Genomic DNA, 13,425 nt, shown 5'->3' with positions numbered 1-13,425 from the left:
CCTAAGCCGCGCTGGTGGCGAGCGTTTTCGGCATCAGCCGCGTCGCTTCGTTGCGGATCATTGCGCGGAATGCATCCGCACCGGGGCAGTCGGGGACGCTGTCGACGGCCTCGATGACGAGGCTCTTCAGGCGAGCCAGCGCCGCTTCGAGGCCGATGCTCGCGACGATGTTCGGCTTGCCGTTGCGGCTATCCTGTCCGGCCGGTTTGCCGGCATCGGACTGGCCCACCGCGTCATAGAGGTCGTCGGCAACCTGATAGGCAGCGCCGAGCGCATCTGCCAGCACCAGCCATTCCCTCGGATTGCCGCCCGAGGCGATCGCGCCGGTCGACACGGCGCCGCTGAACAGCGAGGCAGTCTTGGCGCGGTGGTAGGCGGTGATGTTGATTTCAGGTTCGCTTTCCCAGGCCTGACCGGCCACGAGACCGTAAGGGCTGCCCACCGCCTTGGCGATGGTGGCGATCATCGGTGCGGTGAGAAGCGGTGTCTGCTGCGTTTCCCGCGCGACCGTCTCGAAGGCTGCGATGATCAGGCCGTCGCCGACAAGAAGCGCGATCTCTTCACCGAATTGGGCATGCACACTTGGCGCCCCACGACGCGTCATCGCATTGTCGAAGCATGGCATGTCGTCATGCACGAGCGATGCGCAATGCAAGAGTTCGATGGCGACGGCAGCACTGTCAGCGGCATTCGGCTCGCGGTCACCGCAGGCGGCCGCGACCGCAAGGCAGAGCCGTGGTCTTATGCGCGCACCACCGGGAAATACCGCATGCTTCAGGGCTTTTGCCAGGATGGGTGGGCATCCGTTGGCGGTCGCATAACGCAAGGCGCGCTGCATGCCGGTTTCAATGCGCTCGGGGAAATCCATTGGGTTGACCTCCAGAGAATGCGCTGTTGTAAATTTTGCGCAACTCAATAATGTGTAAATCAAGATTGACACATTAAGTCCGTAAGTCAACTGGCCACAGGAGACGAAGGTGCCTGTTTCGACTGACGACACAGTACTGGTGATCGGTGCCGGCATGGCTGGGCTCGCTGCGGCCATTCGAACAGCCGCTGCCGGATATCGCGTCGTCGTCTGCGAGGCGCAGACCGAGGCCGGCGGTAAGATGCGTCGTGTCGAAGTCGACGGCAAAGGCTTCGATGCGGGCCCGACGGTGCTGACGATGAAATGGGTCTTCGAGGCGCTTTTTGCCGCTACAGGGCGCAGGATGGACGATGACCTCAAGCTGGTCCCCTCGACCGTGATCGCGCGCCATTACTGGCGGGGTGGTGCCTGCCTCGATCTGCATGCCGACCAGGACGAAACGATCAGGGCGATCGGAGACTTTGCCGGACGGCGCGAGGCCGAGGGATACCGCCGCTTCGCGGCCGACAGCCGGCGGACTTTCGAGGTGTTGAAAGACAGTTTCATCGACGCTTCCAGGCCCAACCCGGTTTCGCTCTCCCGCCGCATCGGGCTCGGTCGCCCGGCTGATCTGCTGGCTATCAAGCCGTTTTCGACGCTCTGGTCGGCGCTGGGCAGCTATTTCTCCGATGTCCGGCTGCGCCAGCTTTTCGGCCGCTATGCCACTTATTGCGGCTCCTCGCCGTATCTGTCTCCAGCGACGCTGATGCTGGTCGCGCATGTCGAGCAAGAGGGTGTCTGGACCGTCGAGGGCGGGATCAGGGCGCTTGCCACGCGTCTCGAAGCGCTGGCCGTCGAGCTCGGCGTCGAGTTTAGGTATGGTGACCCGGTCAATGAGATCCTCATCGATCCCTCACGGCGGGCCGTGTCCGGGGTCGTCACCCGCAGCGGCCGAAAGGTCGAGGCCCGGCAGATCGTCTACAACGGAGATGTCGCCGCGCTGCCCCGGCTGATCGGTGCCTCGCCTCCGGACCCGGCTCGCGGCCGGGCACAACGGTCTCTGTCGGCTCTGGTGTCATGCAGCGTCGCCGAGCCAACGGGCGTGCCAATCGCTCACCATACGGTGTTCTTTTCCGACGACTACGAGCGCGAGTTCGAGGCCATCTTTAAACGGCGCGAGGCACCTTCCGATCCGACCGTCTATCTCTGCGCTCAGGACCGCGATGCGACCGGTCGTCCTCAGGCAGGCGGTGTCGGAGCGGAGCGTATCTATGCCCTGATGAACCTCCCGGCGGATGGCGATCGTCACCGGTTCGATGAAAGCGAGGTCAATGCATGTCTGAAGAGCATGGAACGGCGACTGGGGCTGAACGGTCTGACGCTCTCGAACCAACGGGCTGCGGCGAGTATCACCACGCCGGATCGCTTTGCGAGCCTCTATCCGGGAACAGGGGGAGCCCTTTACGGGATGGCCTCGCACGGGTGGATGGCATCCTTTGCCCGACCGGGGTCGGAGGGGCCGGTGCCGGGGCTCTATCTGGCGGGGGGCAGCGTGCATCCGGGACCGGGACTGCCGATGGCGGCGCTCTCCGGCAAGCTCGCGGCCGAACGGTTGATGGCGGACCGGCCTTTGACCCGGCGGTCGAGCCCGGCGGCTATCACTGGTGGTATGCCGACGGAACGAGCGACTGCGGACATTTCGCCTTCACGGTGATTGCCTTCATAGGCTCCGTGTTTTCGCCCTATTATCACTGGTCGGGCCGGCGTGATCCGGAAGAGCATATCGCTTTCAATGTTGCACTCTATGGGCCGCAGGGTCACGCCTGGGCGATGACCGAGCGTGGCAAGGCCCGGCTCACGCGCGACCGGCACTCCCTGGCGATCGGCAACAGTTCGTTCCGCTATGATGGGTCAGGTTTCGTGATCACCTTCGACGAGATCTTCCTGCCTTGGCCCGGACAACGCATCCTGCCGAAACGCATGCGGGGCGACATCCGGCTAGTGCCGGGTTGTCTCGGTGCGCGGGCCTATGATCTCGACGCGGGCGGGTTTCACATCTGGCAGCCGGTCGCCCCCAATGGGCGGGTCACCGTCGCCTGCGAGGCGCTGCCCGATGGTGGATGGACGGGCACGGGCTATCACGACATGAACCATGGCGTGCGTCCGCTCGAGAAGGATTTTTCCGGCTGGGACTGGGCCAGGGGCAATGTGGGCGATGGCCGCACCGTCATACTCTATGATTCAGTGCTTGCCGACGGCACGAACAGCCGTTTCGGCCTCGTCTGTGGTCGTGACGGTGCGATATCGGACTTCGATCCCCCGCCGCGACAATCGCTGAAGCGTGGGTTCTGGGGCGTCGGCGGCGGGATCGCCTGCGACGGCGGCACAACTCCCGTCTTGAAAAGCGTTCTGGAAGATACGCCGTTCTACCGGCGCTCGCTGGTCGAAACGGTCGTTGCCGGGGATTCGGTCGAGATGATGCACGAGACGCTCGATTGTCGCCGGCTGGCAAATCCGGTCGTCAGGATGATGCTTCCGTTTCGTATGCCGCGGCACACCTAATCGCTTCCTGGCTCGCCCGTCTCCTGCTGACACGCCTGTCGCTCGCGGGCTTCCGCTTCGAGCTTCGCCTTTTTCAGATCGCGCATCTGCCAGACATAGAAGGCGATCGCCAGACTGAAGACGAAGATGGCTTCGATGATGCCGAAATAATGCTCAAGCAAGGCTCGCCGCCTTTTCTCGCGCCGCCTCTCGGCGTCTCAGCGTCTCAAGTCGAGCGTCGTTATGCAGCCTGAGCAGGATGTCGGTGACCCGTCCGACGGCCGTTTCCGCATCGGAGGTAGGCTTATCAGCACGTTGCATTGGTGCACTCTCCCGCAACACGCCGCTGAGTGTCACCAGCGCGCGCGCTACGGGTTCGGTGCTTGCATGGAGGTCTCGCACGGCCGTCGCTGTCCAACGGCTATCGTCGGAACGTGCCTTCAGCAGGAGTCCAATCTTGGTGCTGAGCCCTGTCGTCGCGCGATGGTTGACGCTGTCATAGCCATTGTCCGCGATGCCCTGGCCGATCGCCTCATAGACCAGGGCGGCTGTGCGGATCGCGTGACGACAGGGTTTAGGCAAGCTGCGGATGCCGGCATGCCCGAGCCGGTAATGGCGGGCGGCTTCGTCGAGCAGCCGCCTCACCACCAGACCGAGCGCGGGGGTAAATTGCGGATTTTCGAGGAATGCCGCGACGTCGATACCCTGTTCTTCCAGCCAGTCGAGCGGCAGGTAGAGTCTTCCGTTTCGCGCGTCTTCTCCGACATCGCGGGCGATGTTGGTCAATTGCATCGCAATCCCGAGGTCGGCCGCGCGGGCAAGTGCTGCCCTGTCACTGACGCCCATCACCGATGCCATCATCAGCCCGACGCTTGCAGCCACACAGGTCGCATAGGCTTTCACGTCGTCGATGGTCGCGTGGCGCCGGCCATCGAGATCCATGGCGAAACCGTCGAGCAGGGCTTCGACCACCGGCTTGGCGATCGCATGGTCATGCACCACCCGTGCGAAGGCACGGTCGCAGGCAAAGGGTGCCGGGTCACCGGCATAGATCAGGTCCAGCCGCTCGCGCAGGCGCTGAAGGGCTGGCATGCCGCTGCGCGGATCGTCGATCAGGTCGTCGGAATGCCGGCAGAAGGCATAGAGCGCGCGGGCGGCCTCGCGGGTCGGCCCTGGCAGAAGCAGAGAGGCGAGGTGAAAGGATTTGGACCCGCGGCGAATGGCAGCCGAACAGGCCCTCTGATCCTCGAAATCGCCGGAAAAGCCGTAGTTCAGGAGAATTGGTCGACGGATCGTCGGACGTGCCAGATGGGCTTCGGAGTAGGACGGGTGCGTGTCTGTCATTGTGCAGATCCTCTTCCATTTCCTTCCCAATGGCCGCCAGGCAGGGACGCCGGATCCGGCACCAGATCTGCGACGATACGCGCAGACGACACGACACCGGGCAGGCCTGCACCGGGATGGGTGCCAGCACCGCAGAGGAAGAGATTGTCGAGTTCCTCGCTCTTGTTGTGGGGGCGGAACCAGGCGCTCTGAAAGAGCTTGGGTTCAAGCGCGAAGGCGGCTCCCTGCCAGGAGAGGAGCCTGTCGCGGAAGTCGAGCGGGGTCGCAATTCGCGAGGAGACGATGCTCTTTGAAAGACCGGGCAGCATGGTTTGCTCAAGCCGTTTTTCGATCTTGCGGCGGTAGATTTCTGCTGCCTCGTTCCAGTCGGTCCCGCTTTGAAGGTTCGGCACCGGGCTCAAGACGTAGAAGGCATCGCCGCCGGGCGGAGCCAGAGAGGGATCGCTCGCCGTCGGCCGATGCAGGTAGAGGCTGAAATCGTCTGCGAGGCGGTGGTTGCGGAAGATGTCGTCGAGAAGTCCACGATAGCGCGGGCCGAAGAGCATCGTGTGATGCAGGACATCGTCATAGCGGCGGTTCGTGCCGAAGTACCAGACGAAGAGGCTCATCGAATAGTCGCCACGTTGAAGCTTGGCATCGGTCCAGCGTTTCCGGGGATGCTGCTTCAGGAGCTTGCCATAGGTGGTGGCGGGATCGGCATTCGAGATGACAATGTCGGCAGCGATCCGCTCGCCGGAGGCCAGGCGCACGGCTTTTGCCCGACGCCCCTCCGTCTCGATTTCGGTCACGGTTTCATTCAGCCGTATCTGTCCGCCGTTGCGCGTGACGAGCGAGGCGATGCCGCGCACCAGCACGTTCGTCCCGCCAATGGCATGATGCACGCCATATTTGCCCTCGAGATGGGCGATCAGGCAGTAGAAAGAGGTGGCCGAGAAGGGGTTGCCGCCGATCAGCAGCGGATGGAAGGAAAAGAGGGTGCGCAGCTTGTCGCTCTTGAAATGCTTCGAGACGACCGAATAGACGGAGCGATAGCCGCCCAGACGCACCAGACCGGCAAGCGTCTTTGCCGTGAACAGCAGGCTGTGGAAGGGTTTGTGCGCCAGTTGCTCGAAGGCGACTTCATAGATCCGCCGGCTCTCGTCGAGAAAGCTGCGATAGCCCGCGACATCCCTGGGTTCGATCCGGGCAATCTGCGCTTCCATCGCCGCGCGGTCACCGGAATAGTCGAAGACCGTACCGTCGTCGAAGCGCACGCGGTAAAAAGGGGTGTTTGGCCGGAGCTCGACATCGTCGCTCAGGCGTCCACCGCAGTCATGCCAGAGCTTTTCGAAAAGCCAGGGGGCGGTGATGATGGTCGGCCCGGCGTCGAAGGTGAAACCATCCTGGCGATGGGCATAGGCACGTCCCCCGGGCTCGTCCAGCGGGTCTATGATTGTAACGCGATAGCCCTTGGCGCCGAGCAGGGCACCGGTCGCGAGCCCCCCGACACCAGCACCGATCACGACGGCATGCGGTCTGTTGTCGACAGGTTTGGGTTTGTGTCTGGGAAAACGGCTGGCGACATTCATGCTGCGTCCGCTCCGTTCGGTCTTTCGTTTCCGATGGCTTCGTCCAACCACCGCACGATGTCGGCGGGCCGGCATTCATGCAGGAGGTGCCCGCCCTTGTCGGTGAGCACCAGCCGGCTCCCCGTAGCCTGACGCGCTGCGTGTTGAGAGTTTTCGATCGGCACCATGGGGTCGTCCTTGGCGGCGATCAGCGTCATGGGGAAGGGCAGGCGCTGGAGGGTGGCGTCAAAGCGGGACAGGTCCCAGGCGGCCATCATGCCGAGTGCGCCGCGAACATGGGCGGGGGAGGCGAGCAACATGCGGTAGATCGCGCGCCCTTCCTCATCGATCGGTGAGCCGGTCGCGGTCAGAAGGTTGCTGCCGAGCGGCGTCACCCGTGACATCAGCGAGAACATCGAAGCGGAAAATGGGTTGGCGAAGAGCGCCTTGGCCAGCGGCGAAAACAATGCGTTGCCACGGATCGGCAGGTAGGCGCCGTTGATGCCGATGACATGGCGCGGCACGGCAGCGGCTTTGCTGGCAGCCAGCGTGACGGCGATGGCAGCACCAGCGGAATGCCCGATAATGACAGCCGGGCAGCGATCCAGCCCGGAGAGCAGTTCCGTCAATGCCCGCACCATGCCGGGAAGTGAGAGGTCTGTTGGTCCGCGCGGACGGGTGAAGCCGTGGCCTGGAAGGTCCGGCGCCACGACGCGGAAGCGCGTGCTGAGCAGCGGCAGGAGGTGGCGCCAGGAATGGGAGGATGCGCCCGTACCGTGCAGCAGCAGGATCATCGGTGCGGTGTCAGGTCCCGCGATCTGGACATGCCAGTCACAGGTGTTGGTCTTCATGAACTGGCTTGCGTCTCGGTTCGGCCAGTTGCGGCCGTCCGTTTCCCAGTCCAGTCGATCGCGGCCGAGTGTCATGCGCGCGCCTCCTGCATCGAACGGTCCACGAGCTGCGACACATGACCGGCATCGGCTTTTCGCAAGATGTGCAATTCGGCTCCGAGCATGTTCGCAAGAGTGGTCACGCTTTCGCGCGGGCGGCGTGCAATGTCGATGCAGATCGTCTTCACGTCCCTCGCCTTGCAGTTTCGGGCAAGCCGCGCGAGTTCTTCGGCGGCCAGGGCTCGATCGGGGGTACCGTCGAGGGCGATGTTGCCGCTCCCATCTGTCAGCAGTACAAGCACAGCGCTGCTGCCGCGTCTCTCGACGGAGAGCGCAAGTTCAAGGCCGGCTTTCAGCCCCGCGGCAAGCGGTGTCGGTCCACCGCCGGGAAGGGCGGCGAGTTGGCGTTTCGCGGCAGTGAGCGAGCGGGTCGGTGGCAGAAGCAGCTCGGCGCTTGTTCCCCTGAAGGCGATCAAGGCCACTTCGTCGCGGCGGACATAACAGCGCGCCAGAAGCTGTTCGATTGCGCCCTTGGTTTCGCCGAGGCGTTCCAGCGCGGTGGAGCCAGAGGCGTCGACGACAAAGATTGCCGTCGAGGGCGCTGCATGGCGCAGCCGCAGATACCGGAAGTCATCGCGGCTTACAAAGGCGCGCGGCGCCGTGGCTCCGGACGATGGACGAGGGTTCGCCACACCCAGAGCCTGCCGCTGGGCGGCCCGGATGCGCTGAAAGGGCGCTGCTGCGCGCAGGGTCGCGATGATGTCGGGCCGGGCCTCCGGATGGGGCGGCGCTAGCCCAATGCCGAAAGGCCGTCCCCGCCGGGTATTCTTGTGCAGGTCGCCCGACTTGCCCGCTCCGCCGGCATTGCGGCTGGGGCGCTGGGCGATGGTGAGCCAAGGATCTGCCGAGAGCGCACCTGCCTTGATGGCCGCCAGCATCTCCGTCAGCACGTCGAGCTGTGTCGGGTTGTCGGTGTTGCTCTCTTGATCCTGATCGGCCGGATCCGTCGAAGGTAAGGGGCCTATCGGTTCTTCGTCGTGTTTCGGAGGAGCATCTGTCGCTGGATCTTCCGGCTGCTCGGCGGGCGCTTCAGCCTGAGGCGTCAGCCGCAGACCAAGGCAAAGGCGAAGGGCTGTCAGCGCGTCGCGCTCCTCAACTGTCATACGGTCCTCGCGATACGCCAGAACTCGTGCCGTGCGTGCGAGATGCGCCAATATGCGTGTCGAGCCATGGCCGGCCATCTGCGAGAGGGTGGCAAGGCCTTTCAGCAGTCGATCATTGATCGTCACATCCTGCCAAGTGGTCAGCGAGTTCCACGGTCGTGCCGGCTCTGCCTCCTGGCCGTTCACATGATGCCAGCCGATGCCATCGAGATCGATGCGCAGCGCAAGGCGATCGGCAAGTCCGCTGGAAAGCGGGGCCTCGTCATCGAGTGCTTCGTCGAGGGCGACCAGCAAAAACCCGCTCTCCTGAGGTTGATCCATTGCGCTCGCGACCATGGCTGCGAGTGATGGGTCGAGGCGCTCCGCCATGGGTATCATCAGCCCGCCACCTTCGGCCCGGGCCAGAAGACCCTGTTGCCGGACGAGACTTCCTGTCGCAGCGGTTGCCGCGAGATCGACGCCGCCTGAGAGATTGGCCGCAGATGTGCCGGGTGGCAGGCGGACAAAGCCGATCCCGAGGCGTTCCTGAAGTCGGGAAATGACGAGATCGCGGACGCCGCCCGACCGGGCCTTCAGCCAGATGCCGCCGAGGCTCGAGCCTCCCAGGCCGAGCAGCTCGATTGCCAGCCGCGCATCCGCCCAGAGTTCCGCGCCCCTGTCATCAAGGGTCTTCTCATAGGCATCGTGGGGGCCAAGTTCAGCCATGGGCGTGACGGTCTTTGCCGGTGTCGTCGATCGACGCCAGAGCGCGCTCGATGCGGGGGGCAGAACCGGCATCGTCGAGCGGGTCGCGGCGCAGACGGTGGCAAAGCACCATGGGGGCGATATCTGCGACATCGTCCCAGGTGACCTGTAGCCGCGCCGAAAGGGCGGCCGCGGCGCGACTTGCGCGCATCAGTGTCAGTTCGCCGCGCATGCCGTCAATCCCGAGACGCAGACAGAGCTGCGACATGCGCCTGACCACAGGATCAGGGATCTCGACCTGACGGAGGATTTTTCGCGCGGCGATTACGCGGCGACCGACGGCTGCGTCTCGCTTCGCCCAGAGCTTGATGAAACCGCGCGGGTCCGTTTCGTAGGTATCACGGCGGCGGATTACCTCGATGCGCTGGTCGAGATCGTCGATGGTGCGGACGTCGACAGAAAGACCGAAGCGATCGAGCAATTGGGGTCTGAGATCGCCTTCTTCCGGATTGCCGCTGCCGACGAGGACAAAACGGGCGGCGTGGCGGATGCTCAGGCCCTCGCGCTCCACGACGTTGACGCCGGAGGCGGCTGCGTCGAGGAGGAGGTCGACCAGATGGTCCTCCAGCAGGTTGATCTCATCGATGTAGAGGAAGCCGCGGTTGGCGGCGGCCAGGAGCCCGGGCTCGAAGTGCTTTTCCCCGGCGACCAGGGCCTTTTCGATGTCGAGCGAGCCGCAGACACGATCTTCGGTCGCCCCCAGGGGCAGATCGATCATCGGTGCGCGATGCTTGACGATCGCAGGTGGCTTCAGGCCGCTTGTGGGATTGCAGATGGTGCAGGCGGATTGTGGTTCCGCCGGAAGGCAGTTGTAGCGGCAACCTTCGCGCGTTTCGATCGGTGGCAGTAGCTGGGTCAGGGCGCGGACTGCCGTCGATTTTCCCGTGCCGCGATCGCCGAAGATCAGCACGCCGCCGAGCAGAGGCTCGACGGCCGCCATCAGGAGGGCCTTCTTCATGTCCTCTTGGGCGACGATGGCGGCGAATGGGAATGGTTGGGCCATGGGTCCCGCCTCAGCTTGAGTGTAAAATTTAGTTTACACTTTTTGATGTCGCTTTGAAGGGGGTGTGTCGAGAAACTTCTGTCCAAATGAAAATGGCCGCGCTTGCGGCACGGCCATATGTCCTCAGCTCAGTTACTTTCAGGTGCGTAGCACCCGGTAGATTGCGGGGATCACCAGGACCGTCAGCAGCGTCGACGAGATCAGGCCGAAGAGCAGCGAGATCGCCAGCCCCTGGAAAATCGGGTCGGTCAGGATGACGGCCGCACCGATGATCGCCGCAAGCGCTGTCAGCAGGATGGGCTTGAAGCGGATCGAGCCTGCTTCGATGAGGACATCGGTCAGCGTTTTCCCGGTGTGATCGGCGTGGCGGATGAAATCCACCAGCAGGATCGAGTTGCGGACGATGATGCCGGCAAGCGCGATGAAGCCGATCATCGAGGTGGCCGAGAAGGGCGCACCGAAGAGCCAGTGGCCGCCGAGGATGCCGATGAAGGTCAGCGGCACCGGCGTCAGGATGACCAGCGGCACCTTGAACGAACCGAACTGGGCGACGACGAGGATGTAGATGCCGAGCAGCGCAATCATGAAGGCGGCGCCCATGTCGCGGAAGGTCACCCAGGTGACTTCCCATTCGCCATCCCAGAGCAGGGTTGCTTCCTCTTCATTGGTCGGCTGGCCATTGAGCGCGATCACCGGCTTGGGCAGGCCCGTCCAGTCCTGCGCGTCGATCGCTTCCTGCACGGCGAGCATGCCGTAAAGGGGCGCTTCGAAGTCGCCGGCGAGTTCGGCCGTCACCATTTCTGCATTGATGCCGTTGTGGCGGAAGATCGGCAGCGTGGTCTTCTCGTCGACGACGCGTACGACATCGCCGAGTTCAACGACACCCTTGTCGCCTGGCAGAACGTTGGCCGGCATCGGGGTCGAAAGGAAACGCTCGTCGATCACCTTCTCACTCTTGGCGCGTTCCAGGCGGATCGGGATCGGCGGACGGCCTTCGCCGCGATGCGAGTAGCCGATCGTCTTGCCGTTCGCGAGGATCGCGATGGTGTCGAAGACGTCGCCTTCCTCGACACGGTAGAATTCCGCGTCGTCGGTCGAGATAACCAGCCGCTTGCGGGGCGCCTCGACGCCATAGGAGTTGTCGACATCGACGATGAAGGGCACCGAGCGGAAGGCTGCCTCGACCTTTTCGGCCACGGCACGGCGGATCTCCGGCGTCGGGCCATAGATCTCGGCGAGCAGGGTTGCCATGACGGGCGGTCCCGGTGGCGGCTCGACGACCTTGAGGCTCGTGCCCTCGGGCATGGTAATGCCTGAAATCTTCCGGCGGATATCAAGCGCAATGTCGTGGCTCGTGCGATCGCGATCGGCCTTGGGCGTCAGGTTGATCGCCACGTCGCCCTGATAGGACGCGGCGCGCATATAGGCGTGACGGACAAGGCCGTTGAAGTTGAAGGGGGCTGCGGTTCCTGCATGGGTCTGGACGGAGACCACTTCCGGCATGTCGAGCACGGTGCGGCCCACGGCCTGGGCCACGGCGTCGGTCGCCTCGACGGAGGAGCCTTCCGGCAGATCGATGGTGACCTGCAGTTCCGACTTATTGTCGAAGGGCAGGAGCTTCACCGTGACATGCTTGGTGTAGAAGAGGCTCAGCGATCCGAGCGTCAGCAGGCCGACCAGTGCCAGAAACACCCAGCTGCGGGTCTTGGTGGCGAGGATGGGGCGGGCGGTTGCCGCATACATCCGGCCAAGCCTGCCACCTGTCTCGTGATCCTCATGGGCGTGAACGGGCGCATTACCGGCGACCTTCAGCATCAGCCAGGGCGTGACGATGACTGCGACGAAGAAGGAGAAGATCATCGCGGCTGACGCATTTGCCGGGATCGGGCTCATGTAAGGGCCCATCATGCCGGAGACGAAGAGCATCGGCAGGAGAGCTGCGACGACGGTCAGCGTCGCGACGATGGTCGGGTTGCCGACTTCGGCGACCGCCTCAATGGCGCTGCGACGGCGCGAGCGCTTGTCGCCCATGCCCCAGTGGCGGGCGATATTCTCGATGACGACGATCGCGTCGTCGACGAGAATGCCGATGGAGAAGATGAGGGCAAAGAGCGAGACGCGGTTCAGCGTGTAGCCCATCAGCCAGGAAGCGAAGAGGGTGAGGAGGATTGTCACGGGAATGACGATGGCCACGACAAGCGCTTCGCGGCGACCGATCGCCAGCCAGACGAGCGCGATGATCGAAACGGTTGCGAGGCCGAGGTGGTAGAGGAGTTCGTTCGCCTTTTCGTTCGCGGTTTCGCCATAGTCGCGAGTGACCTCGACATGGATGTCCTCGGGGATCAGCCTGCCTTCCAGGGCTTCGACGCGCGCAAGGATCGCTTCCGCAACCACCACGGCGTTGGAGCCGGCGCGCTTGGCAATCGCAAGCGTGACCGAGGGCACGCGCTCGATGGTTTCGCCGTCCTTGCGCAGCGTTGAAACGAGGGCTTCGCTGGTGTCGGTGGCAAAGTCGATCGTTGCGACATCGCGGACATAGACCGGGCGACCATCGCGGGCCGTCAGCAGCAGATTACCGATGTCGGCCGGCGTGGAGAGCGTCTCGCCGGCGATCACGTCAATCTGGCGGCCGCCTTCGCGCACCTGCGAGGCCGGCATCGCGGTATTGGCGCCGCCGACTTGGCCGGCAAGCTGCTGCAGCGTGATCCCGTAAAGGGCGAGCTTTTCCGGCTGTGGCGAGATGCGGATGATCTCATTGGTTTCACCGACGACATAGGTGAGGCCGACATTATCGACCTTGGCGATCTCGTTGCGGACTTCGCGGACGATGCGGGTGAGATCGTTGGCGCCGACATGGCTGCTCGCGTCCTTCGTCGGGGAGAAGGTGAGGGTGACGATCGCGACGTCATCGATGCCGCGTCCGACGACCTTGGGTTCGGCGATGCCGACCGGAATGCGGTCGATATTGGCGCGCACCTTGTCGTGGACGCGCAGCACCGCGGCATCCGCGGAGGTGCCGACCAGGAAGCGAGCGGTGACCATGACCATGTTGTCCATGGACTGGGAGTAGATGTGCTCGACGCCGTTGATGCTCTTGACGATGGTCTCGAGCGGCTCGGTGATCAGCTTCTGGGCGTCGTCTGCACGCAGGCCCGGTGCCTCGACGATGATGTCGACCATGGGAACGGAAATCTGCGGCTCTTCCTCGCGGGGGAGGGTCAGCAGGGCGACAATGCCGAAGGCAAAGGCGGCGATGAGGAAAAGCGGTGTGAGCGGCGACTTGATGAAGGCGCGCGTCAGTTGGCCGGCAATGCCCAGATTGGTCATTGGCGTATCGTCATCCGGT

At 63.8% G+C, this 13,425-nt stretch carries 10 protein-coding genes; 2 read left to right on the top strand and 8 right to left on the bottom strand.

Going from position 1 to position 13,425, the window contains the following annotated elements; genetic code table 11:
- Position 1: 1 nt before the first annotated feature.
- Entirely contained in the window at positions 2-868 is an 867-nt protein-coding gene (locus QWE_RS04080; protein WP_006724815.1) for a polyprenyl synthetase family protein, read from the bottom strand.
- 109 nt (positions 869-977) lie between these two features.
- Here QWE_RS04080 and crtD point away from each other — a divergent pair, with 109 nt between their 5' ends.
- Both crtD and QWE_RS04070 read left to right on the top strand, forming a co-directional pair.
- Complete coding sequence (crtD, locus tag QWE_RS04075) at positions 978-2,561, top strand: 1-hydroxycarotenoid 3,4-desaturase CrtD (protein WP_006724814.1); 1,584 nt, start codon at positions 978-980, stop codon at positions 2,559-2,561.
- A 17-nt stretch (positions 2,562-2,578) separates the two neighbouring features.
- Positions 2,579-3,409: a carotenoid 1,2-hydratase gene (locus QWE_RS04070; RefSeq protein WP_202802973.1), complete on the top strand. Its 831-nt coding sequence runs from the start codon at positions 2,579-2,581 to the stop codon at positions 3,407-3,409.
- On the opposite strand, the gene QWE_RS25205 is transcribed toward QWE_RS04070, so the two are convergent.
- The 7 genes from QWE_RS25205 to QWE_RS04040 all read right to left on the bottom strand — a co-directional run bounded on the left by QWE_RS25205 (position 3,406) and on the right by QWE_RS04040 (position 13,406).
- Entirely contained in the window at positions 3,406-3,570 is a 165-nt protein-coding gene (locus tag QWE_RS25205) for a hypothetical protein (protein ID WP_157790670.1), read from the bottom strand. The two genes, QWE_RS04070 and QWE_RS25205, sit on opposite strands and share 4 nt — an antisense overlap.
- Positions 3,563-4,732, bottom strand: coding sequence for a phytoene/squalene synthase family protein (locus tag QWE_RS04065; protein WP_006724812.1), 1,170 nt, complete (start codon positions 4,730-4,732; stop codon positions 3,563-3,565). The genes QWE_RS25205 and QWE_RS04065 overlap by 8 nt, the downstream gene beginning before the upstream one ends.
- Positions 4,729-6,300 (bottom strand): phytoene desaturase, encoded by a 1,572-nt coding sequence (locus QWE_RS04060; protein ID WP_006724811.1) that lies wholly within the window; start codon positions 6,298-6,300, stop codon positions 4,729-4,731. The genes QWE_RS04065 and QWE_RS04060 overlap by 4 nt, the downstream gene beginning before the upstream one ends.
- The gene (bchO, locus tag QWE_RS04055) at positions 6,297-7,205 is read right to left on the bottom strand and encodes an alpha/beta fold hydrolase BchO (protein ID WP_006724810.1); all 909 of its coding nucleotides are present in this window, start codon (positions 7,203-7,205) and stop codon (positions 6,297-6,299) included. The genes QWE_RS04060 and bchO overlap by 4 nt, the downstream gene beginning before the upstream one ends.
- Complete coding sequence (locus QWE_RS04050) at positions 7,202-9,037, bottom strand: VWA domain-containing protein (protein ID WP_006724809.1); 1,836 nt, start codon at positions 9,035-9,037, stop codon at positions 7,202-7,204. The genes bchO and QWE_RS04050 overlap by 4 nt, the downstream gene beginning before the upstream one ends.
- On the bottom strand, positions 9,030-10,079 hold the full coding sequence (gene bchI / locus QWE_RS04045) for a magnesium chelatase ATPase subunit I (protein ID WP_006724808.1): 1,050 nt from the start codon (positions 10,077-10,079) through the stop codon (positions 9,030-9,032). Before bchI ends, QWE_RS04050 begins: the two co-directional genes overlap by 8 nt.
- Positions 10,080-10,217: 138 nt before the next feature.
- Complete coding sequence (locus tag QWE_RS04040; protein ID WP_006724807.1) at positions 10,218-13,406, bottom strand: efflux RND transporter permease subunit; 3,189 nt, start codon at positions 13,404-13,406, stop codon at positions 10,218-10,220.
- Positions 13,407-13,425: the final 19 nt, after the last annotated feature.

The organism is Agrobacterium albertimagni AOL15, from assembly GCF_000300855.1.
Taxonomy (GTDB): domain Bacteria; phylum Pseudomonadota; class Alphaproteobacteria; order Rhizobiales; family Rhizobiaceae; genus Allorhizobium; species Allorhizobium albertimagni.
The sequence above is the reverse complement of the archived record's forward strand: the minus strand, read 5'-3'. Positions and strand labels throughout refer to the sequence as shown.

What these genes read in the sequence shown, in the direction of transcription:
- QWE_RS04080 (WP_006724815.1), bottom strand. Translation starts at nt 868, where the DNA reads ATGGATTTCCCCGAGCGCATTGAAACCGGCATGCAGCGCGCCTTGCGT.
- QWE_RS04065 (WP_006724812.1), bottom strand. Translation starts at nt 4,732, where the DNA reads ATGACAGACACGCACCCGTCCTACTCCGAAGCCCATCTGGCACGTCCG.
- QWE_RS04060 (WP_006724811.1), bottom strand. Translation starts at nt 6,300, where the DNA reads ATGAATGTCGCCAGCCGTTTTCCCAGACACAAACCCAAACCTGTCGAC.
- bchO (WP_006724810.1), bottom strand. Translation starts at nt 7,205, where the DNA reads ATGACACTCGGCCGCGATCGACTGGACTGGGAAACGGACGGCCGCAAC.
- QWE_RS04050 (WP_006724809.1), bottom strand. Translation starts at nt 9,037, where the DNA reads ATGGCTGAACTTGGCCCCCACGATGCCTATGAGAAGACCCTTGATGAC.
- bchI (WP_006724808.1), bottom strand. Translation starts at nt 10,079, where the DNA reads ATGGCCCAACCATTCCCATTCGCCGCCATCGTCGCCCAAGAGGACATG.
- QWE_RS04040 (WP_006724807.1), bottom strand. Translation starts at nt 13,406, where the DNA reads ATGACCAATCTGGGCATTGCCGGCCAACTGACGCGCGCCTTCATCAAG.